The sequence below is a fragment of the Tolypothrix sp. PCC 7712 genome (assembly GCF_025860405.1).
Taxonomy (GTDB): Bacteria; Cyanobacteriota; Cyanobacteriia; order Cyanobacteriales; family Nostocaceae; genus Aulosira; species Aulosira diplosiphon.
Map to the genome: position 1 here is coordinate 1,243,446 of NZ_CP063785.1, position 24,087 is coordinate 1,267,532.

The following is a 24,087-nucleotide window of genomic DNA, read 5'->3' on the forward strand; positions in this document are numbered from 1 at the left end:
AATTAAATAAACTGATTTATATATCAGTAATTAATCTTGCCTTTCGCAACATAAATTGCAGCGCTGTTTCCTGTTTAGAGATAATATAAGCTTTAGCATCCATACCTAATTGGATATGACACTGATGTTTCTGATGACCGAATACTAAACTTTCTGGTGCGATAGTAGCCTCAAAATAGCTAGCAGCCAGAACATTAGAACTAGATGTTGGAGAATTTGTACTGTTATTTTGAGATGTAATTACATCTGGAGAAACTGTATTCACAAATCCTTTGAGAGTACCATAATCAGGATAAGGGCAAGAGTCTATTCGTAATTGTACTTCTTGACCAACTTCCACACTTTTAATATCTTGAGTGGGAATCATTGCTTTAATTACTAAAGGCGCATTACTAGGTGCAATTTCTGCGATCGCATCACTAGCACCCACAACCTGACCAGGATTGCGTAAATTTAGCTTGAGAATAGTACCTTCAGTAGTGGCGCGAATTACAGTATCTTGTAATTGTTTAAAAACTTGCTCGAGTTCTTTGTGATATTGGATTAATTGGGATTGAATTTCCACTCGTCGCTGAATTAAAGCTTGTCTTTCTTTATTTAAAGTAGCAATGTTGGCTTGACCTCTAGCAACTTCTTGAGCAATCCGTTCTTTAGCTATTGCGACTGTTGCATCAGTAGGATTAATCGCAGATCTAGCTGATTCCACTTTAGCCTGAGCTATTTCAACAGCTTTTCTCTCACCTTCAACAATAGCTTTTGTCTGTTCAAATAAGAATTTTTTCTGCTCAAGTTCTCGCCTACCAATAGCACCTTCTTTTGCTAATTGTTCATAGCGATCGCGGTCTAAATTGGCAAAGTCGAAATCAGCTTGAGCTTTTTGCAAATCCGTGTAAACTTTTTGCAAATTAGCTTCAGCGACTTGTAAGTCAGTTCGAGTTGTAACTTGACGTTCTTGATACTCTCTTTGGTTACGTACTAAATCAGATTGAGCCGCAGCTACAGTCCGCTCAATTAGTGTCTTTTCTGCTTGAATTTGACTATCTAAATTCTTGATTTGAGCATCAATTTGATCTATTTGTAACCTACCTTGTTGACTATTTCCTTGCAGTTGGCTCTTTTTAATTTGTAATTGTTCATCATCAAGGTAAGCAATAATATCTCCTTGCTTAACTACTTGATTTTCTTGCACCAAAATCCGTTTAATAGTTCCCTCCATTTTCGGTTGTGCTAACCGAATTTCGCCAGTAGGACGGATACTGGCTGGAGCTTTAACGGTAACATTATATTTTGCCCATGAAGAGAGGGCGATCGCAGAACCAAAACTACCAACAAGAAACATTCCTGCAAATGATGTCCAAGCACTCACAGGAGGAATAAAATCTTCTTGGACTTCAGGTAGGACTTTCTGATTATGGATGTAGAGCATATCATATCCCCTCTGAAAATGAGTGTGAATTAAGGAATGAGAAAATCTAGATGGTCACCTGGTTGGGATATCAAATCTTTTAAGGAACCTTGCAGTTTTAATTTGCCGTTTTCTAGTAAAACCACCCAATCAGCGCGGTTAATTACTTTGGGGCGGTGCGTAATCAAAATGGTGGTTTTACCTTGGCGATGCTCAAACAGCCGATCCAAAACCTGCGCCTCACTCACGGGATCGAGTCCACCAGTGGATTCATCCAAGATTAAAACTGGTGGATCTGTGACAATCGCCCGTGCGATCGCTAATCGTTGACGTTGTCCGCCAGAGATATTGGCACCAAATTCTCCTAAAATAGTTTGATATTTCTCTGGGAATTTATTAATAAACTCGTCGGCTCCAGCAATTTGACAAGCTCTCACAATTTGCTCAAAACTAATATGAGGTGTTCCTAAACGAAAGTTTTCGACAATAGAACGATTCCAAAAGTGAGCATCTTGGGGAACTAGTACAATCTGTTGACGCAAACAATCTAAAGAAAGGTCTTGGATGTTATATATACCAATTTGGATATTACCTGATTGCAGTTGATACAACCCAGCAATTAATTTCGCTAAAGTACTTTTACCACAACCAGATTTACCAATTAATGCCACAACTTGACCACCTGGAATTGTTAATGAAAAATTGTCTAACAAGTCCAGGCGACCAGCATAATGGAAGCTGAGATTAGTACAGATAATATTAGCATCATTGGCAATATAAGCTAAAGGTTTGCGTCCGTCACCTTCATTTTCTGGGGTAGCATCAATAACTTCTGTCAGGCGTTGTGTAGCAGTTTTAGCCCGCGTAAATTCTTCTACAAAACTAATCACAGTAGCGATTAACCCCAGAAAATTACCATTCATGGAGTTAAACGCCATTAACTGCCCAATACTGAGGTTTTCATCCGGATTAATTACTAAGTTACCACCAAACCACAGCAAAACAACTGCACCAATCGCAGAAATAAAACCAGAGAAAGTATTATTAATAATTCCTATCTGCATGGTGCGAAAGGTGAGATTACCAAGACGACCAAATCGGTGTTGTAGTTCATCCCAAAATTGGGGAGCAGATGCAGTCGTTTTGAGAGTTAGTGCGCCTTTGAATGTTTCTACTAAAAGTCCTTGAGTTTCGGCTTCTGTAACTAATAACTCGCGAGTTTTTTGCTGTAATGTGGGCTGGAATACTATCGTTGACAAGGTCATAGCTATAGAAATAAATACTGCTACTACAGTTAATTTCCAGCTATAAAAAATCATCAGCCCTAAAGAGATGATGGCGATAAAAAACTTACTAGGTAAGCCAACAACTACTTGCGCCACTAATTGATTTATCTGTTCAATATCTTGTAACCTGCTAACTATTTCTCCACTGCGACGGGTTTCATAATAAGTTAAAGGTAATCGCAGAATTTGTCTGCCAAATTCCATTACCATTCCTAATTGCAAGCGTTGAGCAAAGTTAGCAATTAAATTAGATTGTACAAACGAAAGGCTACTAGAAATAAAATTCATTACTACTACAGATATTGCCACAGTAGTTAGTAAGCTAGTATCCCCACGAACTAAAACATCATCTGTGAGAATTTGTAATAAAAATGGAGAAGCTAAAGAGAGTAAGCCCAATATTAAATTTAGTGGAAAAGCCTGTGCTAGAATTGCGCGATAATTCCAAACACGTTTAAAGAAGCGCCAAAAGCCACCAATATTATCATCCTTTTGAGCAAAAAATCTGACTGGATCTGGTTCCAGTAATAGCATTAACCAATCTGTCCAACCCTCAGCCAAATCTTTTTTAGAGAGATGGCGAATACCTACAGCCGGATCAGCGATTAAACATTTTTTGCCCTTTTTACCATATAAAACAACCCAATGATTTCCTTTCCAGTGAATAATTGCTGGTAAGGGTGCTTCATGCATCCGGTTTAAGAGTTCTGGTGAAGTTTTAACGGGACGAGTATTAAATCCTAATATTTCTGCGCCGCGTCTTAACCCTAATAAAGTAGTACCAAATTGTCCAGTACCTACAGCTTCTCGGATGTGGGTGAGAGTAAAATTATGCCCATAATGTTTAGCAATTGTAGCAATACAAGCAGCTCCGCAATCTTCTTCACTATGCTGTTTTACAAATTTGTATCTCATAAGCAAAGCACTCTAGAAAATAATAATCACAACAGCAATATATTTTAAATTTGTTGGAATAGTTTTGAAATTAACCTCTATTGGGATTTTAGTTATCAGAGTTTTTAAAGGAATCACTAGAGCCAAGATTATTGCTTATTCCAGTCTAAAAGAGACCCATTATACTAGATAAGAAATTACTGCCACCTCTTAACCAACTACTGCGTCTATTACCGGAGCCAAAAAATGCAGCAAAGATGAGTGTAGTTTGAGAAAACTGATATGCACTTTGGCTCTTAGCTGAACCAATTGAGTTACCTAGTGAAATATTTACTTCGCTACTACCCGAAGTTAGTATATTTGTGTTTTGATAAAAAAGATAGAAAAGCCCAAAGGGAGAAGATGAACGTCCACCAGATAAAACTTCTTGTTCTTGTTCGGACACATCTATAAACAATTCACTCTTTTGTTGTTGGATGTTATGAGACATAATATCTATCTCTCTAGTTCCTGAGTTTATCCAATACTTTTTCTGCAATTAAACTACATCTATAAAGCTGTAATAACCCCGTTGCTAGTGTCTCATCTTTACAAGATGAGACGAAACGGGGTTATCGCTTCACTACTTACTTTCTTAGTACTTATGGAATTTTAATCGCGGTAATACCACCAGTTAAGAAGTCAGAGCTTGTAGCCAATGAACCTGTAGTGGTTCCAGCCAAAGTGGAAGTTGAAGTGGTTGCCAAAGCTAGCTCTTTAAGACTAGTAAAACTTAGAGATAAACCCTCAGCACCACCAGCTACGATTTCTTGTTCCTCAATACTTACTTCGATAAAAAGTTCGTTAGACATGATTGGAATCTCCTGGATTTTAAGAGTTTCGTGAGTTGCTTGTTGTTCGCTTGATTAATACGATATAAACAAGTACCTAAGTGAGCCCATTTTCATGTCTCCCCTTGTCAAGAGGAGACACATGGGGTTATCGCTGATTACTTACTACTTAATTAAATTGAAATAGCAGTAATACCACCAGTTAAGAAGTCAGAACTTGTAGCCAATGAACCTGTAGTGGTTCCAGCCAAAGTGGAAGTTGAAGTGGTTGCTAGAGCTAGCTGTTTGAGACTAGCAAAACTTAAGGATAAACCACTAGCACCACCAGCTACGATTTCTTGTTCTTCAACAGTTACTTCGGTAAAAAGTTCGTTAGACATGATTCAAGTCTCCTGGGTTTTAATTATCTCGCGAGTTGTTTGCCTCTTGCTTCTCTCCTCGCTTGATTAATACGATATAGGCAAGTACCCAGGTGAGTCATTCTCATTTTGTGCAAACTTAATTACCAAAGTTAGAAATTCTCATTGCTTAAATCAGTCAGTGTAATTACTGAAAAATACATGGCTAAAATCACCACAAATTTTGCTAAAACTTATTTAAAAATTCAAGAAATTTTATAATAGCTTTACCAAAGTGCTTTATGTTTGTGGCATGTAAATCTTTGCTTTTCAAGATTTTATCAAAAATATATAGAAAATTATTACCCTCTTTAAGAAAAATGCTTTGATATATGATAATAAAATAATTAAGTCAAATTTAATACCCTCTATCTTGATGAAATAGACGTTATCTAGGGCTGACGAGACAAGTATCTTATTTGTGAAGTGATAAAAAATACTCTGAGGGTAAAATAATACTGTTTTGGCGCTATACAAGACTCAAATCGCTCACTTGTAAAGGTAGGCTTGCGTGAGCCTAGCTTATGTAAATAGACCACGCTTGATGGGTGAATAGCACTTACTGAAGCAAAAGTTGCTGTCCAGACCCCCGATTTTTTCAAAAAATCGGGGGTCTAATTTAGCTGATTTGTCGCTTAAAAAACCAAAAATAGAGGAATTACCCTAAATCACGCCTGAATTTTTTATTCCAAAGAAGTCATAAGAAATTGACAGGCGATCGCCAACAAGGTATACATATTTGAACATTTATCCTATGCAAGTCTGGATTTTATGCCTAATGTTGAAAGGGATGAAACTCGCGAGAGTCGCATTGAAACAGAGATCATTGCCGATACTGGTAATGATAAAGAGGAACGGGCTATGGGTTGGTACTACTACCTAGACGATACCCTGAACTTTCCCTTTAACGCCAAGTTGAAAAAGAAAGCACGCAAAACAGGAGTCATTGAAGAGAAACAAGTTGAAGTTTTAGCAATGGCACCTGACGAAGATTGTTTCAAAGATATGTATGTTGAAGTAGTCTATCCTGGTGGCGACGATGAAGATATATTTTCGGCAAAGCTGTCAGAAATAGAAGCAATAGATGCTGATGAAGAAACCCTAGAAGCACTTGCAGACTGGCAATATTGGCTTGCTAGAGGATACAAGTTTTAATAGTTAGTCTTGATAGTGCTGAGTGCTGTAGACGCTTCTGCGGCTTCCCGCAGGGTGGAGCCACTGCGTTGCGGAGGACAGTTGCATGGGCGGGTTTCCCGACTTGAGCAAACTGTCCGTTGGGGTTACCCCCGTTGTAGCAAGTGGCGTTGCTGAGTTCTGAGTAAAAAACTAGCCTCTAGCCTCTAGCACTTTAGCGCTGGCGGAATTCCACTTCTTTTTCCAAAATCTTGATGTCGTAGTTGTCAAAAAAATCGTGCCCTAATAGACCAATACTCGCTTTGGGTGCGATCGCAACTTCAATATTATTAGCTACAGCTCCACCAACAGCAATATCTTTGATCTGACTCGTTAAAAATTGCACTACAGTTCCATCTGCAATTTGCGCGTTAATTTTACCTGTGGGTTGGAGTTGCAGAGTAGCTGCCATTTTTAGAGTTATCAGGGTACTACTGGCACCTGTATCTAAAATCATCTCAAATGTTTGTCGCTGGTTAAAAGTCACATCAATCACAGGAGTTTTCCCAATTCGGCGTTTGATTGGTACACGAAAAACTCCGTTGTCTGGGGGTGTGACACCACAAAGCTTTCCTAAACTGATAGTTCTACCAGAGGAAGTCACCATAAAACAGCTTCCTAAATCTTCGGCTGTGGCACGATGCCAGAATGCTAAAAATAGCAGTGATGGTAGGAATGCCAACATTGCTAAGTTAATAGCCAACATCCTGATACTTCTAGCATTCTTCATCGGATTTTGCGCTCCAATTCCTAATTACCCCTTGTTATTAGATTACCCAGAGTTACTGGTAAATAGGGCAATCAAATAACAGCATCATTTATCCACAAAAAAAGCTTTTAGTTCAATACGCTTGGGTTAAGCTCATTAGCGATTGATTTGTCACTGATTAAAAAAGCTCTTTCAATTGGGGGATTCTCCCCCAAACCCCCGATTGGGTGACGGTTGCGTCCCCCAAACCCCCTCCAAAATGATTGTTCTGTTTTGTTGTTGAGTAACTAGTTTTTTGGTTTTGTGATCAATTAATTTTTTCAAATGAACTGTATTTGCTTTTAGTTGACTGTTGACTGTTGACTATGTTTTCTGTCAACCGTCAACCATCAACGTGAAATCCTCATCGCTCTTTTAGGGGTGGGATGAGCTTAAGAAAGCTATTTAAAACTGCTGCTGTGAATGAATTAGAAAGCTATTTTCGCTTTTGGATGTAGTGCAATAGCTTAATTGTTGTGCGATCGCATTAACTCAGTATTAGTGGCAGATTGCCTGATTCAAAAGTGCTGAATAAATTTAAATGCAAATAATGCATAGTAGCGATACATTTTTTGCACTATTACTAATTTTTTGTAGCTACTTATACTATTTTAGCAGAAAACCGCCTTTAACCTTAAGAATATGTAAATCGTTACACTTTTGTTACCAAAACAGCTTTAGCAAATTTCCCACAATGGATACAAGGAAATCTTCCTTCTGAAGCAATCATCTCAATACACAAATATTAGTTTATGAATGCATTTGCCCTAGTGGAAGCGGAAGCGATCGCACTACGGGTTAATTGATATTGGGCAAATAACTCACTTGGGTTTACGGGATTAAAACTTTGCAATGAGAGTCAGTTCATGACAGACACAGCAACTACCACCACAACCAGCCTCAATAAGTTTGAGAAATTCAAGGCAGAAAAAGATGGACTTGCTATTAAGCAAGAAATCGAAAAATTTGCCTCTCTAGGCTGGGAAGCAATGGATGAAACAGACCGCGATCATCGGCTGAAGTGGGTGGGTGTATTTTTTCGCCCAGTCACACCAGGTAAGTTTATGATGCGGATGCGAGTACCTAACGGTATTCTCACCAGCAATCAGATGCGTGTGTTAGCAGAAGTAGTACAGCGTTACGGTGATGATGGCAGTGCCGATATTACCACGAGGCAAAATATTCAATTGCGGGGGATTAGGATTGAAGACTTACCTGATATCTTCAATAGATTTCATGCAGTTGGTTTAACCACCATCCAATCAGGGATGGACAACATCCGCAATATCACAGGCGATCCCGTGGCTGGATTGGATGCGGATGAGTTGTTTGACACAAGAGAGTTGGTACAACAAATTCAGGATATGATCACCAACAAAGGTGAAGGTAATCCCGAATTTACCAACCTCCCACGCAAATTTAACATTGCAATTACTGGTGGGAGAGACAATTCCATTCATGCAGAAATCAATGACCTAGCGTTTGTACCAGCATTTAAAGATGGGACAGGGGAAGAAGTCAGCCCATCTCCTAAATTTGGGTTTAACGTTTTAGTGGGTGGCTTCTTCTCTGCAAAACGTTGTGAAGCGGCGATTCCGTTGAATGCTTGGGTTGCTCCCGAAGATGTGGTTGCTTTATCTAGAGCGATTGTAGAGGTTTTTCGTGACAATGGCTTCCGCGCTAATCGCCAAAAATCACGTTTGATGTGGTTGATTGACGAATGGGGTTTGGAAAAATTTCGTGTAGAGGTCGAAAAACGTTTGGGTAAGTCACTGTTACCCGCAGCACCGAAAGATGAAATTGATTGGGAAAAACGCGACCATATTGGTGTATATAAACAAAAGCAGCCAGGATTAAATTACGTAGGTTTACACATTCCTGTTGGTCGCTTGTATGCGGGTGATATGTTTGAAATCTCCCGTTTAGCTGGAGTTTACGGCAGTGGAGAAGTCCGCCTAACTGTTGAACAAAACGTCATTATTCCCAACATTCCCGATTCTAGATTAGCAATATTTTTGACGGAGCCATTACTAGAAAGGTTTGCAATTAATCCAGGGTTGTTGACGCGATCGCTAGTTTCTTGCACAGGCGCACAATTCTGCAACTTTGCTTTAATTGAAACCAAAAATCGCGCTTTAGCAACAATCAAAGCACTAGAAGCCGAGTTAACTCTAACTCATCCGGTGCGAATTCACTGGACTGGTTGCCCCAACTCTTGCGGACAACCCCAGGTTGCAGACATCGGCTTAATGGGAACTAAAACTCGCAAAAACGGTAAAACCGTGGAAGCCGTAGATATCTATATGGGCGGCAAAGTCGGCAAAGAAGCACAATTAGGTACTTGCGTTACTAAAGCCGTTCCCTGCGAAGACTTGCAATCAGTACTACGAGATTTACTCATCCAACACTTTGGGGCAAAACTCAGCCAAGAAGTATTGGTGACTCATTGATGGGGCAAGGGGGGAAGGGGGAATGGGAAAGGGGTAATAATCTATAAACCTTTGACCCTTGACCCTTGACCTTTGACCCTTGACCCTTGACCTTTGACCCTTACCAAATACCAAATCTGCTTAACAACCGAACAATGACTAATTTTTCACGAAGAAAATTTATCTTTACTTCCACTGCGGCGGCGGCGGCTTCTATTCTGGCTCATGGTTGTACTTCTAATGGTTCCAATTCAGCGACTACAGGGGATAACGCACCTTCGGCTGCACCTGCGGCTAACGTCTCTACAGTAGCTAATGCACCAAAAGTAGAAACCCCCAAAGCCAAGTTAGGATTTATCCCTCTAACTGATGCTGCACCTCTGATCATTGCTAAAGAAAAGGGTTTCTTTGCTAAGTACGGTATGACTGATGTTGAAGTCATCAAGCAAAAATCATGGCCTGTTACCCGCGATAACCTCAAAATCGGCTCGGCTGGTGGTGGTATTGATGGCGCACATATCCTCAGCCCTATGCCTTATCTGATGACTATTAACGATAAAGTGCCAATGTATCTGTTGGCGCGTTTAAATACTAACGGTCAGGCTATATCGGTGGCTAATAAACTTAAAGACCTGAAAGTAGGTTTAGAAAGTAAAGGGCTGAAAGCTGCTGCGGATAAAGCTAAAGCTGATAAACAGTCCATGAAAGTAGCTATGACTTTCCCTGGTGGAACTCATGATTTATGGATGCGCTATTGGCTAGCGGCTGGCGGAATCAATCCCGATCAAGATGTGGTGTTAGAACCTGTACCACCACCACAAATGGTAGCCAATATGAAAGTTGGTACAGTTGATGCCTTTTGTGTGGGAGAACCTTGGAACGCTCAATTGGTGAGCCAAAAATTAGGTTATACAGCCCTCGTCACAGGTGAGTTGTGGAAAGATCACCCAGAAAAAGCTTTTGCAATGCGGAAAGAGTGGGTCGATAACAACCCCAACGCCACCCAAGCATTGTTAATGGCAGTTCTAGAAGCGCAACAGTGGTGCGATAAAGCAGAAAACAAAGAGGAAATGTGCAAAATCTGCGCCGATCGCAAATACTTTAACGTTGCAGCTGCAGATATTTTAGAACGGGCTAAGGGCAATATTGACTACGGTGATGGTCGCACACAGCAAAATTTTGGCGATCGCATGAAGTATTGGGCAGATAATGCCTCTTATCCTTACAAGAGCCATGATACTTGGTTCTTAACCGAAGAAATTCGCTGGGGTTATCTGCCAAAAGATATCAAGGTGAAGGAAATTGTCGATCAGGTTAATAAAGAAGACTTGTGGAAAAAAGCAGCTAAAGCAATTGGTGTAGCTGATGCGGAGATTCCTACTAGTACTTCTAGAGGTGTTGAGACTTTCTTTGATGGTGTGAAATTTGATCCAGAGAAACCAGAAGCATATCTTAGCAGTTTGAAAATCAAAAAAGTCTGATAGCAATTCGTAATTCGTAATACCCTGCGGGAAGCCGCTGCGCGTCTACGTAGTTCGTAATTCAGAATTACGAAATTTCACAAAATTGGTTTTGAAATTAATTAAATCTGCCCTGGAGTAAGAAAAAAATGACAGCTATTGCTGGTAGTCGGATCAACAGAAAAAAGTCTCAAAAGGCGCTTAATAAATTATTCTGGAAAAAAATTGTACCGCCACTGGTAGCATTAGCGATTTTTTTGGTGATTTGGCAATTACTTTGTTTAAATCCTAACTTTAAGTTACCGGGGCCAATTGAAACAGTTTCCGAAACTTGGAACCCTTTTATCATTAATCCATTCTTTGATAATGGCGAAAGCGATAAAGGTTTAGGTTGGCAGATTCTTAGCAGTTTGGGCAGGGTTGGTTTAGGGTTTTCGCTGGCAACAATTGTTGGTATTGCATTGGGCATATTAATCGGTGCAAATCAATTAGTTTATAATGCCGTAGATCCCATCTTCCAAGTATTGCGAACTGTACCGCCTCTAGCATGGTTACCTATCTCACTGGCAGCATTTCAACAAGCTAATCCCTCAGCAATTTTCGTAATTTTCATTACTTCAATTTGGCCAATTATTATCAACACTACAGTTGGTGTACAGCAAATTCCCCAAGACTACATTAATGTAGCTAAGGTTTTAAAATTAAAAGGGCCAAAGTATTTCTTCAAAATCGTCTTTCCTGCCACAGTACCTTATATATTTACAGGTTTAAGGATTGGGATTGGTTTATCTTGGTTAGCCATTGTTGCGGCTGAAATGTTAGTAGGCGGTGTGGGTATTGGTTCGTTTATTTGGGATGCCTACAACACAACTACAGAAACCAATATGAGCGAGATTATTATCGCCTTAATATATGTTGGTTTAGTTGGTTTAATGCTGGATAGATTGGTAGCATTTATCGCTAGCAAAGTTGTAGCTGAACAAAAGTAATCAATAGTTCAAATTCAAAACTCAAAAGTAGATTATTGGCTCTGAACAAATAACAAATGACAAATGACTAAGGACTAAAGACAAATGACTACTTTTGTGGAAGTTGATCACGTTGACCGCATCTTTGATTTACCAAATGGCGATAAATATATCGCTCTAAAAAATATTGAATTAAAAATCAAACAAGGAGAATTTGTTTCTCTAATTGGACATTCTGGTTGCGGTAAATCTACCTTACTCAATATCATTGCAGGTTTGGATAGAGCCAGTATTGGCGGTGTGACTTTAGAAGGGAGAGAAGTTAGAGAACCAAGTCCCGATCGCATGGTGGTTTTTCAAAATTACTCCCTGCTTCCCTGGTTAACAGTCCGCGAAAACATTGCCCTGGCTGTGGATGAAGTCTATAAAAATCAGCCCAAAGGCGAACGTCGCGGCATTGTTGAAGAACATATTGATATGGTAGGGCTGCGCCTAGCCGCGAATAAACGTCCTAAAGAGTTATCTGGGGGGATGAAACAACGGGTAGCGATCGCACGTGCTTTGGCTACTCGTCCGAAGTTGTTACTGCTAGATGAACCCTTTGGGGCGTTGGATGCCTTAACCAGAGGGAGTTTGCAAGAACAACTGATGAAAATTTGCAACGAACACAACGTTACCTGCGTGATGGTGACGCACGATGTAGACGAAGCCCTATTGTTAAGCGATCGCGTTGTTATGCTTACCAATGGGCCAGAAGCGCATATTGGGCAGATTCTCGAAGTCCCAATTCCCCGTCCACGTCAGCGTTTGGAAGTAGTTAAACATCCCAGTTACTACAATCTGCGGAATGAGATGATTTACTTCCTTAACCAGCAAAAACAGGCGAAAAAACGCCGGATGCAGCAATCTCCAGTAACAGTAACTACATCCGAGAAAGTTTTAGAAAAAGCCAATCTGGAAATCGGCTTTATGCCTCTGACTGATGCTGCACCCTTAATTGTTGCTCAAGAAAAAGGCTTCTTTGCTCAATACGGCTTAGAAAATATCACCCTCCGTCGTGCAAGTACCTGGCAAGAAATTGCTAAAGGTGTAGTGACGGGTAAATTAGATGCAGCCCAAATGGTAGCTGGAATGCCTTTAGCCCTAACTTTAGGCGCTGGCGATCAAAAACCAATTCCAGTAATTAATGCTTTAAATCTTTCCCGTAATGCTAACGCTATTACCTTAAGCAAAAGATTATATAACCAAGGTGTCCGCGACCTAGCTAGCTTAAAAGCGGCAATTAACCAAAATCCTGACCAAATTATGACCTTGGGTGTGGTTCATTCCACCTCTATGCAGAACCTGGTGCTGCGTTATTGGTTGGCTGCTGGTGGTATAGATCCCGATAAAGATGTCAGTTTGGCAGTGATTCCACCCACCGAAATGGTTTCACAACTCAAAGCTGGCAATATTGACGGTTATTGTGCAGGAGAACCTTGGAACTACCTGGCTGTTGAACAAGACTTAGGTTTTGTTGCAGCTACAGCTTTAGAAATTTGGTCAGGACAGCCGAAAAAAGTCTTAGGAGTGCGGGAAGAGTGGGCGCAGAAATATCCCCAAACCTATCTCGCCCTAATCAAAGCTTTATTAGAAGCTTGCCAATACTGCGACGACATCCGCAACCGCCAAGAAATTATAGAATTACTCTCTCGTTCTGAATATTTAAATATTGACCCTGCATACATCCGCCCTGGATTTATCGATCCCTATGATCGCGGCGACGGTAAAGCACCTCAAGAACTGACAGGCTACAACCAGTTTTACCTGCATCAAACCAACTATCCCAACCGCACCGAACTGTTGTGGATGGTCACTCAAATGGCGCGCTGGGGCTTAATACCCTTCCCGAAAAACTGGGTCGAAGTCATTGAAAGAGTCTGTCGCACAGATATTTTTGGTACAGCTGCGCGGGATCTCGGCTTACTCGATATCGGTGAAGATGACCCGATTCATTTATTTGATGGGAAAGTTTTTAACCCTTCCGAACCAATTGAGTACCTCAAAGGTTTAGAAATCAAGCGACCAATTCGCGTGGAAGAAGTGTTTATTTAGTCAAGAGTTGACCAGACGCGATTAATCGCGTCTGTACTCAAAAGTTTATAGATTAGCCTTTTTTACCAATTACCAATTACCAATTACCCATTACCAAATTCTTATGCAACTCGCCAAAAATACTCACAATCAAAGTCAGGTTAATAAATTACCAAAGCAAAAAGCAGATGATTTTTTGGTAATTGAAGGTGTCAGCAAAATTTACCCAACTCCCGAAGGCCCCTACACCGTATTAGATGGCGTTGACCTGAAAGTTCGGGAAGGTGAATTTGTTTGTATTATTGGTCACTCTGGTTGTGGTAAATCTACGCTGCTAAATATGGTGGCTGGATTTAACACTCCCAGCGAAGGTATTGTTCTCTTGCAAGACCAACCAATTACTGAGCCAGGGCCAGACAGGATGATGGTTTTTCAAAACTACTGTCTCCTACCTTGGTTGAGTGTATTTGATAACGTTTACTTAGCGATTGATTCCGTATTTCCCAAAAAGTCCCAAGCCGAAAAAAGAGCGATCGCTAGAGAACATTTAGCAATGGTGGGGCTAACAGAAGCGGCTGACAAGAAACCCAGCCAAATTTCTGGTGGGATGAAACAGCGAGTTGCGATCGCCCGCGCCCTCTCAATTCGTCCCCAAGTTTTGATTCTTGATGAACCTTTTGGTGCGTTAGACGCAATTACCAAAGAGGAATTGCAAGAGGAATTGCTACAAATTTGGCGAGAACATCAAGTTACGGTATTAATGATTACTCATGATATTGATGAAGCGCTGTTTCTCGCAGACAGAGTGGTAATGATGACTAACGGGCCTGCTGCTCAAATTGGCGAAATCTTAGAAGTTCCCTTTGCTCGTCCCCGCAATCGTCGCCGCATTATGGAAGACCCCGAATATTACAACCTCAGAAACTACGCTCTCGACTTCCTCTATCGCCGTTTTGCTCATGATGATGAGTAAAAACTCGGTCATTACAAGTATTTATTGACTCTAAAAATATCCCCTGGTGCTTCAAAATCCTAGACAAATGTCCTGACAACGAACTCATTCACCCGCTTCACTAAGGAAGATTGCAATGCTTAAAGGATTATTTTCATTCAGGGATCGTTATCGCATCTTACATCAGACGTGGTTTGCGTTTTTTCTTACCTTTGTCTGTTGGTTCAACTTTGCCCCCTTTGCAACCACAATTGGTAAGGAATTACATTTAGCACCTGAGCAAATTAAAACTTTGGGCATTTGTAATCTGGCTTTAACAATTCCAGCGCGGTTAATTATTGGGATGTTGCTGGATCGTTTTGGCCCCAGAATTACCTACTCAATACTGTTGATGTTTGCGGCTGTTCCTTGTTTAGCAACAGCACTATCACAGGACTTTCACCAATTAGTTGTCAGTCGTTTACTGATGGGAATTGTTGGTTCTGGGTTTGTCGTCGGTATCCGCATGGTAGCGGAATGGTTCCCGCCGAAAGAGATGGGAAGCGCTCAAGGTATCTATGGCGGTTGGGGTAACTTTGGGGCTTTTGGTGCAGAGTTCGCCCTACCAATGATTGCTGTGGCGACAGGCTTTTTGGCTGGTGGTGGTTCCAACTGGCGATTAGCGATCGCACTCACTGGGATCATTGCTGCTATCTATGGCGTAATCTATTACAACACCGTTCAAGATACACCTGCTGGCAAAGTTTACAAAAAACCCAAGAAAAATGGTGCTTTGGAAGTCACCAGTGTTAAAAGCTTCTGGGCGATGATTGCGTCAAATTTTGGTTTAATTTTCGCTTTGGGTTTACTAGCTTGGCGATTGGAACAAAAGAATATTCACTTCCTTAATCAAACCCAAATGTATTTAACTTGGTTGGTGTTAGCAGGATTATTTGCTTACCAAACCTACAAAGCTTACCAAGTTAACAAAGAATTACTGATTGGCAAAAAAACTTACGCACCTGCTCAACGCTATCAATTTAGTCAAGTTGCATTACTAGAGTTCACCTACGTTACTAACTTTGGTAGCGAACTCGCAGCCGTATCAATGCTACCAGCATTTTTCGAGAAAACCTTTGGTTTAGAACATGTAGTAGCTGGAATGATTGCTGCTACCTACCCCTTCTTAAACTTAGTTTCCCGTCCTAGCGGTGGTTTAATTTCTGATAAATTTGGTTCCCGCAAATGGACAATGACAATTGTTAGTGCGGGTATAGGTGTGGGCTATTTAATGGCACATTTTATTAATAGCAGCTGGCCAATCCCCTTAGCGATCGCAGTCACTATGTTTGCTGCTTACTTTGCTCAAGCTGGCTGTGGTGCAACCTATGGTATTGTCCCCATGATTAAAAAAGAAGCTACCGGACAAATCGCCGGGAATGTCGGTGCTTACGGCAATTTTGGTGGCGTAGTCTATCTGACAATTTTCAGCTTAACGGACGCATCAACACTGTTTACCACAATGGGTATCGCCGCCTTAATTTGCGCTTTTATGTGTGGCTTCTTCCTCAAAGAACCTCAAGGTTCCTTTGCTGGTGCTTATGAAAGCGAATCAACCGAAACAGTAGCACCACCCACACCAATTTTGGCCGAGGAATAAGGGACTTTGTATCCATTTGTGTCAACTTAACGTGAAACCTGCTCTTGTGCAAGGTTTCGCCCTCTGCCTGTGCCCCTCTCCCACAGGCAGAGGGGAGCAAGAGATTTAGTTCCCCTTCTCCAGGGGGAGAAGGGGTTAGGGGATGAGGGCGCGAGGTATTTGTACAACGCCTGCCCTATATAGCTTTTAGCTTAAGTTGACACCAATACTTTGTATCTCTATCACGTTTACCTCCGCGCCCCTTTGCGTTTAAATCCTAGATTCCCACAAAACTACCATGAGTGAATTTACCAAAACCCTATGTCCATACTGCGGTGTTGGCTGCGGGCTGGAAGTTTCGCCCCCAGCACAACACGGTAAAGCGACTAATCGGGATAGTCAAGGAACTCCAATTTGGCGGGTACGGGGCGATAAAGCGCACCCATCTAGCCAAGGTATGGTTTGTGTGAAAGGTGCGACAATTGCTGAGTCTTTAGATAAAAGTCGGCTGCAATATCCAATGATTAGAGATTCATTGGATCAAGATTTTCGTCGCGCCAGTTGGGAGGAAGCTTTTGATTTGATTGTGCAGCGGATTCAAACAGTACGCTTTACTCAGGGGCCAGAAGCTATATGTATGTATGGTTCTGGACAGTTTCAAACTGAAGATTATTACATTGCTCAGAAACTCATGAAAGGTTGTCTGGGCAGTAATAATTTTGATGCAAATTCGCGTTTATGTATGTCTAGCGCCGTGGCTGGCTACATTCAAAGCTTTGGCTCAGATGGCCCTCCCTGTTGCTATGAAGATTTAGAGTTAACTGACTGTGCATTTTTAATTGGGACTAACACCGCCGAATGTCATCCCATAATTTTTAATCGACTAGAGAAATATCGCAAAAAAAATCGCAAAGTTAAATTGATTGTGGTCGATCCTCGACGCACACCCACCGCAGAAAATGCTGATTTACATTTAGCGATTCGCCCAGGTACAGATATTGACTTATTAAATGGTATCGCCCACTTGTTGATGCGCTGGAATCAGATAGATGTGGGATTTATTGATGACTGTACCAGCAACTTTCCCGCCTATGCAGAAGTGATTCGTCACTATTCTCCAGATGTGGTAGCCCATCGCTGCGGAATTAGCGTTGCAGATTTAGAAACCGCAGCCCGCTACTGGGGACAATCTCAAAGAGTGCTGTCTCTGTGGTCGATGGGTATTAATCAATCGAGTGAAGGTACAGCAAAGGTCAGAACTATTATTAATCTGCACCTGATGACGGGACAGATTGGTAAACCTGGTTCCGGGCCTTTTTCTTTAACCGGTCAGCCAAATGCAATGGGCGGAAGGGAAGCTGGTGGTTTATCGCATTTATTACCTGGTTATCGCTTGGTGAAAAATCCCCAGCATCGTGCAGAAGTAGAAAATTTCTGGGGACTGAAGCCAGGACAAATTTCTCCTGAACCGGGGATGACGGCTTGGGATATGATTACTGGCTTAGAAAATGGCGCAGTCGGATTACTGTGGATTGCTGCGACTAATCCCGCCGTCAGTATGCCAGATTTGGAACGGACAAAGAAAGCATTATTGCGATCGCCTTTCACAATTTACCAAGATGCATACTATCCCACAGAAACCTCTGCCTACGCTCATGTGCTGTTACCTGCTGCCCAGTGGAGCGAAAAAACTGGCGTAATGACCAACTCTGAACGCCGAGTAACTTTATGTTCAGCATTCCGCTTTCCTTGGTGGGAAGCGAAAGCTGATTGGGAAATTTTTGCGGAAGTCGGACGCAGATTAGGCTTCACCAAAGAATTCGCCTTTGCTAACTCCACCGAAGTCTACGCCGAATTTGTGCAACTCACACGCGATCGCCCCTGTGACATGACGGGTATGAGTCATGAGCTATTGCAAACCCAAGGCCCCACTCAATGGCCCTGTCCAGAAATAAGCACTGGAGAAGATGAGGGAGATAAGGGAGATGAGGGGGCAAAAATTCAACTTCATCCCCGTCATCTCCCTGATTCCAAAAGGCTTTACACTGATTTACGATTTCATACCCCCGATGGTAGGGCGCGGTTTGGTGCATATCACTCACGGGGTTTGGCGGAACCACCAGATCCAAATTATCCCTTTGTGCTAACTACTGGGCGGTTGTACGGACATTGGCACACCCAAACCCGTACTGGCCGCATAGAAAAAATTCGGGCTATGCATCCAGAACCGTTTATTGAGATTCATCCCCGTGATGCTGCTGCTTTGGGAATTACAGATCACCAATGGTTAGAAGTGCGATCGCGTCGGGGTAAAGCAAAATTTCCCGCCAAAATTACCAAAGCGATCGCACCTGGTACAGTGTTTGTCCCTATGCACTGGGGAGCACTATGGGCCGATGAAGCTGAAGCTAATGCGCTCACTCATCCAGAATCTTGCCCCGATTCGCTACAACCAGAACTAAAAGCTTGTGCAGTGGATCTAACACCGATTTCTGCAGAAATTACACTTAAAAATTATCAACTCCAGTCCTCACAATGGTAAGCTGCTAAATAGATAACTAAATAGTAAGTTGATAATTTAACCCATAGTTAACAGTCAATAGTTATGATTATTTTTTCTAATCCTATAGATAAATCTATAGGATTTTTATTTTATATTTTGACTGTTGACTTGGGACTAATACGCTGGGGATAAGAGTCATTAACCGCCAATATAAGCCAATAATAGCTGAAATCATTAGTTTAAATTTGTGCTTTTTCATAACACAAATTACCTAATATCAAGCGTTTGGAAATTAAAAATTTACATAGGGTGTAGTAGATGAAAAAAATTCTCAAACAAGTATTAGATACTACAAATTTGAAAAAGGATTACGAGAAATGGATTGCTAAATACGATTATCAATCAATTTTTCAGAATCGTAAATCAAAAATCCGCAATCCCAAACCAGAGAAGATGCAGGATGAGAAATTTATGCACTTCATTGAAAACATTGAAGTGCTAGTTTCTAAAGTACTATCTTTGTTTATGGTCGTGGTGATTTTAGCCGCAATCTGGGATTTAGCGGTTTTTCTAATTAAAGAGTTATTTGATGTACCTTATGGTACCTTTAACACAACTTTATTTAAAATATTTGGATTATTTTTAAATATTTTAATTGCCTTAGAAATTTTAGAAAATATCACTGCATATCTTAGAAAACACGTTGTTCAAGTCGAATTAGTTATTGTTACGTCTTTAATCGCTGTTGCTCGAAAAATTATTATCCTTGACTTGGAAAAAGTAACAGGAATTGATATCATTGGTTTAGGAGTTGCAGTTTTAGCATTATCAATTAGTTATTTAATAATTCGCTTTAGTAATTCCCGATAACCTTATTCAGAAATACATTGTAACTGGTGATTTTTGATTAAGTATTGGCAAAAAGTATCAAGGTAGAAATAACCTTGAATTTTGCTTTTGACTCTTACCAAACACCAAATAACAAATGACAAATACAATCTTTTTTAAATTTGAAGCGGATTTCGTGACATCCCTGCGTTGTATACCGATGCAGGTGCGCTACAAACTAGATACCTGTGGTATTAAACTCAAATTATCTGATTGGAATCAAATGTCTCAGACTGAACGTGAAGCTTTAGTGGAATTACCTTGTAATACTGATGCAGAAATCCAAGCTTATAGTCAATATCTAGAACAATTAATTTTAAACCGCACAGGTACATCACCTGCAAAATTACCAATTGAATCTCATCCGGCTTGGATGGATTCTACTAATTTACCTGCTAGTGTTCAAGAACAAGCTCAAGAAATTGGTATTACACTAACAACACCACAGTGGGAATCTTTAACACCTTTAGAGCGGTTTGCTCTCATTAAACTTAGCCGTTCTGGACATGAAAATAGTAACTTTCCCCGCGCAATGGCAGAATTTCATCTGGCTTAAAAATATTGTTAACTGTTAACTGTGTAAGTATTATTTGAACTCCCCATTCACACAAACCTTGATAAATATAGATTTTTTGTAGAGGTTTAGCAATACTAAACCCTTATCCACGTATTTATATAATTACAACAAATTGTTAAGTACAAGAGGTAAAAGATTAATCATATAACTCTTGTAGAGCGAGCATCTTGCCCATTAATGCTGTACTTATTCATATAAGATTCTTTGCGTTATAGTAAAATACTATACGTATATTTTAAAATACATAGACTAAGTTCTACAGGCGCAGCAGTGCTGTGACTAGTACAACAAGGCAAAAGTGAGCCAGTGCGGTGGACGGGTTTCCCGGCATAAAGCAACTGGCGAACTCCAAAGGAGTCAAAAGTCAAAAGAAAGAATAGTTATAGCATAAGCCTTTTAGCAATTACAGGTGGTCTGTTTCTCTTACAAAGTTTGGCGGGACGGAAACCGACACCGCCAACTTTGCGCTATTTACGCCGACTTGTACTAGTTGAAAACAGAATCGGTGTTTAATAAGCTTTGCAAAGAAACAAAACAGAAGATGTAACATTTGCTGAATCGAACTATTTTTTGATGCAAAATATTGTTTTCAAGTTTTTTCAGTATTATTTTATTTACCTTTGACAGTAGTCAATAATTTCTCAGTCTTGATTGGCAAATTATATTTTAAACTTGTAACTTAGGATTTATATAGTATGCGGCCCAAGCTGAAACAGCTACTATGGCAATGGCGGGGAGTTTTGCTAGCAGTACCGAATGTAACAGTTATTGTGATTATCCTGCGATTAATGGGATTGCTGGAATTCTTAGAACTAACCGCGCTAGATCAGTTTTTTCTGTTACGTCCACAACAGCCTGTTGATGAGCGCATTATCATAGTTGAGATTAATGAATCAAACATCAGGAAATTAAAAGGATGGCCGATAAATGATAACGTACTTGCTCGAGTTTTAAATAATATTAAGCAGCAAAAACCTCTAGCCATCGGTCTTGATATTTATCGAGATTTACCTTTAAATCCTGGCCATCAAAACTTAGTAAATATATTTAATACTACTCCTAACTTGATTGGAGTAGAAAAATTATCTAATACATCTGATAGTTCTGCAGTTAAACCACCTCCAGAACTAAAAAAACTCAATCAAGTAGGAGCGAATGACTTTCCGTTAGATAAAGATGGTAAAATACGCCGAGCTTTACTGTATGCAGGTTTGCCTGATGGCAATAATCTGGAAAGTTTTGGATTAAAATTAGCATTATTATATTTGAAACCACAAGGAATTACTGAAAAACCATCAGAAAATAATCCTAACTTTTTGCAGTTAGGTAAAGGTATTTTTCCTAATTTTGAAAGTAATGATGGTGGTTACTTACGAGCAGATGATAGCAGCTACCAAATTATTTTAAACTACCGAGGTGGAATTGATCGGTTCACACGAGTATCTATTAATGATGTTTTAGATAACCGAATTTCACCAGATTTGATGCGAGGAAAAATTGTTTTAGTTGGTGCTACAGCCGAGAGTTTGAATGATCTATTTTGGACACCATATAGTAGTAAATTAATTGGTGCACCTGTACGAATGGCTGGTGTTGCCATTCATGCCAATTTAATTAGTCAAATTTTGAGTTCGGCTTTGGAAAGTCGCCCACAAATTAAGACATTAGCTGAACCTATAGAATGGTTGTGGATTTTATTCTGGTCGATGGTTGGTGCAAGTTTGTGTTGGCAACATCGACATGTCATTCATGAAAACAAGAAATTTTCATTAACTAATACCACTAGCAGTATTGTACTAGCAACTGCTTGTTTGGTGGGTGGGAGTTATTTAGCTTTTCTTTTTGCTTGGTGGATTCCCATTGTACCGCCTCTATTAGCTTTAACCGGATCTGCGATCGCAGTCACTCAATATATCGCGCGGAGTGCTGCGGAAATGCGCCGTACCTTTGGTCGCTACGTCACAGATGAGGTAGTTGCTAATTTATTAGAAACTCCTTCTGGACTTAAGTTAGGAGGAGAACGGAAAAAAGTCACCGTCTTAATGTCTGACTTAAGAGGATTTTCTGCTGTTTCTGAACGTTTACCACCTGAACAAGTAGTAGCAATTCTCAATGTTTATTTAGGCGCAATGGCAGATGTCATTAACCATTACAACGGTACGATTAATGAATTTATTGGTGATGGTATCTTTGTCATGTTTGGTGCGCCTGTAAGTCGCGAAGATGATTCCCAAAGAGCAATTGCTTGTGCGATCGCTATGCAATTAGCAATGAAACCTGTCAATGAACATAATCAACAAATGAATTTACCAATTATCGAAATGGGAATTGGGATTCATACAGGTGAAGTTGTTGCAGGTAATGTAGGCTCTCAAAAGCGTGCTAAATATTCAGTTGTTGGCAGTCATGTTAACTTAACTTCTCGGATTGAGTCTTATACAGTTGGTGGTCAAATTTTGATTTCTGAAGAGACTTTGAAAGATGCCAATACTGACCCCTATATTAATATTAGAATTGATGGACAATTACGGGTAGAACCAAAAGGAATTAAAGCTCCAATTACCATTTATGACATTGGCGGTATTGGTGGTAAGTACAATCTTCATTTGCCGAAATCCGATGACAATATGCTGAAATTGTCTGAAGAAATTTCTGTTGAATATACAATTTTGGAAGGTAAACACGCAGTAGGCACTATATTTAATGGTGAAATTGTTAAATTATCCGAGCATGGTGCAATATTGCGATCGCCTAATTCGCTAGATTCTTTAAGTAACCTCAAGATGAGATTGTTAAACGCACCAGAAATTGCTCCTGGTGAAGGTGATATCTATGCCAAGGTATTGAAAAAAGCTCCTGATGACGACAGTTATTTTCTGATTCGTTTTACAGCTATGCCTCCAAAGCCAAAAGAAGTACTTGACAATCGGCTTAAATCTGAATCTAGTAGTAATAAATCAGAACAATGAGAAAATTAGGACTTACGCAAAAGTCACGTAATTACGTCATTACGAGCGCAGCGACGTAATCGCCTGATATTCTGGGATTGCTTCCCTACACTTCGTTCCAGTCGCAATGACAAATTTTGCTTGCGTAAGTAAGTCCTGAAAATAAGAAAATTTAAAAAATTATCAATTTCTAAAACCAATTGAAATGAAATAAATTTTTAAATTTCTGACACCATCTTTTTACTAGTGGTTGAGATTTTGCGGGTTGCCTATATGGTGTTGACCATCTTGAGTATTCTGATTTGTAATTAGTTTTAGGCATCCTCAAATCTAATTCTAGCTGCGCGGCTTTATTTAAATCGGAAGTCGCTCTATACTCAAATCCTAATTGAGAGCAAACTAATCCACGATACTTGTAGGCCTGAATATAGCGAGGATTAAGGCGAATTGCGCGTGTAAAATCTGCGATCGCTTCTTCATATCGCCCTTGACGGGCATTCTCTACCCCCAAATTGTAGAAGGTTTCCGCATTCCAGCTATTAGTAGATACGTGAGTAGATTTTTGCGGCGCAGCTGGCTGTTCAACAGTCGTAGCTAAACCTTCAGACTTAATCAGGTTATAAGCTGCATTGATTTGTTTAATTTTTGCCTCTGCTTCCTGCTTTTGTTTTTCATCCCCAAAGCGATCGGGATGCCAAGTTTTCACCAACTGACGGTAAGCTTGCTTTACCTGTGCTTGTGATGCACCCGGTTTCAGCCCCAAAATTTCAAAAGGATTATTAATATCGAGGTGTAGATGATCTCGCTGCTTGTCGTTAAACATCGGGTAAACCGAAGAAATAGTTAACCGTATACATCTATGCTAACTATTTCTAAAAATTTCTTGGGTTTTAGCTAAATACACTATGACACATTAGATCTCTTGCAAAAAGCACTT

General features: G+C 40.3%; 18 protein-coding genes. 11 read left to right on the forward strand and 7 right to left on the reverse strand.

Going from position 1 to position 24,087, the window contains the following annotated elements:
* Window positions 1-16 precede the first annotated feature (16 nt).
* From HGR01_RS04905 to HGR01_RS04925, 5 genes are all read right to left on the reverse strand, one after another.
* On the reverse strand, window positions 17-1,426 hold the full coding sequence (locus HGR01_RS04905) for an HlyD family efflux transporter periplasmic adaptor subunit (protein WP_045872535.1): 1,410 nt from the start codon (window positions 1,424-1,426) through the stop codon (window positions 17-19).
* A gap of 29 nt (window positions 1,427-1,455) precedes the next feature.
* A complete protein-coding gene (locus HGR01_RS04910; protein WP_045872534.1) occupies window positions 1,456-3,606 on the reverse strand; it encodes a peptidase domain-containing ABC transporter in 2,151 nt (716 codons plus the stop codon).
* A gap of 145 nt (window positions 3,607-3,751) precedes the next feature.
* Window positions 3,752-4,075 (reverse strand): hypothetical protein, encoded by a 324-nt coding sequence (locus HGR01_RS04915; RefSeq protein ID WP_052335321.1) that lies wholly within the window; start codon window positions 4,073-4,075, stop codon window positions 3,752-3,754.
* Window positions 4,076-4,226: 151 nt separating this feature from the next.
* Window positions 4,227-4,436 carry a CTB family bacteriocin gene (locus HGR01_RS04920; RefSeq protein WP_045872533.1) on the reverse strand — a complete coding sequence of 70 codons (210 nt, stop codon included), beginning with the start codon at window positions 4,434-4,436 and terminating at the stop codon, window positions 4,227-4,229.
* Window positions 4,437-4,588: 152 nt separating this feature from the next.
* Window positions 4,589-4,795, reverse strand: coding sequence for a CTB family bacteriocin (locus HGR01_RS04925; protein WP_045872532.1), 207 nt, complete (start codon window positions 4,793-4,795; stop codon window positions 4,589-4,591).
* Window positions 4,796-5,584: 789 nt separating this feature from the next.
* On the opposite strand from HGR01_RS04925, the gene HGR01_RS04930 reads away from it, so the two are divergent.
* Entirely contained in the window at window positions 5,585-5,968 is a 384-nt protein-coding gene (locus tag HGR01_RS04930; protein WP_045872531.1) for a calcium-binding protein, read from the forward strand.
* A gap of 193 nt (window positions 5,969-6,161) precedes the next feature.
* Here HGR01_RS04930 and HGR01_RS04935 read toward each other — a convergent pair whose 3' ends face one another.
* Window positions 6,162-6,716, reverse strand: coding sequence for a TIGR02281 family clan AA aspartic protease (locus HGR01_RS04935; protein WP_081584090.1), 555 nt, complete (start codon window positions 6,714-6,716; stop codon window positions 6,162-6,164).
* 884 nt (window positions 6,717-7,600) lie between these two features.
* On the opposite strand from HGR01_RS04935, the gene HGR01_RS04940 reads away from it, so the two are divergent.
* The 10 genes from HGR01_RS04940 (at window position 7,601) to HGR01_RS04985 (ending at window position 23,171) form a co-directional block, all read left to right on the forward strand.
* On the forward strand, window positions 7,601-9,184 hold the full coding sequence (locus HGR01_RS04940) for a ferredoxin--nitrite reductase (RefSeq protein WP_045872529.1): 1,584 nt from the start codon (window positions 7,601-7,603) through the stop codon (window positions 9,182-9,184).
* Between the two features lie 134 nt (window positions 9,185-9,318).
* Complete coding sequence (locus HGR01_RS04945) at window positions 9,319-10,644, forward strand: CmpA/NrtA family ABC transporter substrate-binding protein (RefSeq protein WP_045872528.1); 1,326 nt, start codon at window positions 9,319-9,321, stop codon at window positions 10,642-10,644.
* Window positions 10,645-10,772: 128 nt separating this feature from the next.
* Window positions 10,773-11,612, forward strand: coding sequence for a nitrate ABC transporter permease (ntrB, locus tag HGR01_RS04950; protein ID WP_045872527.1), 840 nt, complete (start codon window positions 10,773-10,775; stop codon window positions 11,610-11,612).
* Window positions 11,613-11,696: 84 nt separating this feature from the next.
* Window positions 11,697-13,685, forward strand: coding sequence for a nitrate ABC transporter ATP-binding protein (locus HGR01_RS04955; RefSeq protein ID WP_045872526.1), 1,989 nt, complete (start codon window positions 11,697-11,699; stop codon window positions 13,683-13,685).
* A 103-nt stretch (window positions 13,686-13,788) separates the two neighbouring features.
* On the forward strand, window positions 13,789-14,637 hold the full coding sequence (locus tag HGR01_RS04960; RefSeq protein WP_045872525.1) for a nitrate ABC transporter ATP-binding protein: 849 nt from the start codon (window positions 13,789-13,791) through the stop codon (window positions 14,635-14,637).
* 115 nt (window positions 14,638-14,752) lie between these two features.
* Window positions 14,753-16,255, forward strand: a complete 1,503-nt coding sequence (locus tag HGR01_RS04965; protein ID WP_045872524.1) for a NarK family nitrate/nitrite MFS transporter — start codon at window positions 14,753-14,755, stop codon at window positions 16,253-16,255.
* Between the two features lie 277 nt (window positions 16,256-16,532).
* Window positions 16,533-18,776, forward strand: coding sequence for a molybdopterin oxidoreductase family protein (locus HGR01_RS04970; RefSeq protein ID WP_045872523.1), 2,244 nt, complete (start codon window positions 16,533-16,535; stop codon window positions 18,774-18,776).
* Between the two features lie 414 nt (window positions 18,777-19,190).
* Window positions 19,191-19,607: a phosphate-starvation-inducible PsiE family protein gene (locus HGR01_RS04975; protein WP_045872720.1), complete on the forward strand. Its 417-nt coding sequence runs from the start codon at window positions 19,191-19,193 to the stop codon at window positions 19,605-19,607.
* Window positions 19,608-19,722: 115 nt separating this feature from the next.
* Entirely contained in the window at window positions 19,723-20,181 is a 459-nt protein-coding gene (locus HGR01_RS04980; RefSeq protein WP_045872522.1) for a nitrate reductase associated protein, read from the forward strand.
* 716 nt (window positions 20,182-20,897) lie between these two features.
* Complete coding sequence (locus tag HGR01_RS04985) at window positions 20,898-23,171, forward strand: CHASE2 domain-containing protein (RefSeq protein WP_045872521.1); 2,274 nt, start codon at window positions 20,898-20,900, stop codon at window positions 23,169-23,171.
* A 169-nt stretch (window positions 23,172-23,340) separates the two neighbouring features.
* Here the strand turns inward: HGR01_RS04985 and HGR01_RS04990 are convergent, their stop codons facing one another.
* Window positions 23,341-23,973, reverse strand: coding sequence for a J domain-containing protein (locus tag HGR01_RS04990; protein WP_045872520.1), 633 nt, complete (start codon window positions 23,971-23,973; stop codon window positions 23,341-23,343).
* Window positions 23,974-24,087: the final 114 nt, after the last annotated feature.

Coding starts and splice junctions, on each gene's coding strand:
- HGR01_RS04965 (WP_045872524.1), top strand. CDS start 14,753: ATGCTTAAAGGATTATTTTCATTCAGGGATCGTTATCGCATCTTACAT.
- HGR01_RS04985 (WP_045872521.1), top strand. CDS start 20,898: ATGCGGCCCAAGCTGAAACAGCTACTATGGCAATGGCGGGGAGTTTTG.
- HGR01_RS04970 (WP_045872523.1), top strand. CDS start 16,533: ATGAGTGAATTTACCAAAACCCTATGTCCATACTGCGGTGTTGGCTGC.
- HGR01_RS04935 (WP_081584090.1), bottom strand. CDS start 6,716: ATGAAGAATGCTAGAAGTATCAGGATGTTGGCTATTAACTTAGCAATG.
- HGR01_RS04905 (WP_045872535.1), bottom strand. CDS start 1,426: ATGCTCTACATCCATAATCAGAAAGTCCTACCTGAAGTCCAAGAAGAT.
- HGR01_RS04920 (WP_045872533.1), bottom strand. CDS start 4,436: ATGTCTAACGAACTTTTTATCGAAGTAAGTATTGAGGAACAAGAAATC.
- HGR01_RS04930 (WP_045872531.1), top strand. CDS start 5,585: ATGCCTAATGTTGAAAGGGATGAAACTCGCGAGAGTCGCATTGAAACA.
- HGR01_RS04960 (WP_045872525.1), top strand. CDS start 13,789: ATGCAACTCGCCAAAAATACTCACAATCAAAGTCAGGTTAATAAATTA.
- HGR01_RS04980 (WP_045872522.1), top strand. CDS start 19,723: ATGACAAATACAATCTTTTTTAAATTTGAAGCGGATTTCGTGACATCC.
- HGR01_RS04915 (WP_052335321.1), bottom strand. CDS start 4,075: ATGTCTCATAACATCCAACAACAAAAGAGTGAATTGTTTATAGATGTG.
- ntrB (WP_045872527.1), top strand. CDS start 10,773: ATGACAGCTATTGCTGGTAGTCGGATCAACAGAAAAAAGTCTCAAAAG.
- HGR01_RS04975 (WP_045872720.1), top strand. CDS start 19,191: ATGCAGGATGAGAAATTTATGCACTTCATTGAAAACATTGAAGTGCTA.
- HGR01_RS04955 (WP_045872526.1), top strand. CDS start 11,697: ATGACTACTTTTGTGGAAGTTGATCACGTTGACCGCATCTTTGATTTA.
- HGR01_RS04910 (WP_045872534.1), bottom strand. CDS start 3,606: ATGAGATACAAATTTGTAAAACAGCATAGTGAAGAAGATTGCGGAGCT.
- HGR01_RS04945 (WP_045872528.1), top strand. CDS start 9,319: ATGACTAATTTTTCACGAAGAAAATTTATCTTTACTTCCACTGCGGCG.
- HGR01_RS04940 (WP_045872529.1), top strand. CDS start 7,601: ATGACAGACACAGCAACTACCACCACAACCAGCCTCAATAAGTTTGAG.
- HGR01_RS04925 (WP_045872532.1), bottom strand. CDS start 4,795: ATGTCTAACGAACTTTTTACCGAAGTAACTGTTGAAGAACAAGAAATC.
- HGR01_RS04990 (WP_045872520.1), bottom strand. CDS start 23,973: ATGTTTAACGACAAGCAGCGAGATCATCTACACCTCGATATTAATAAT.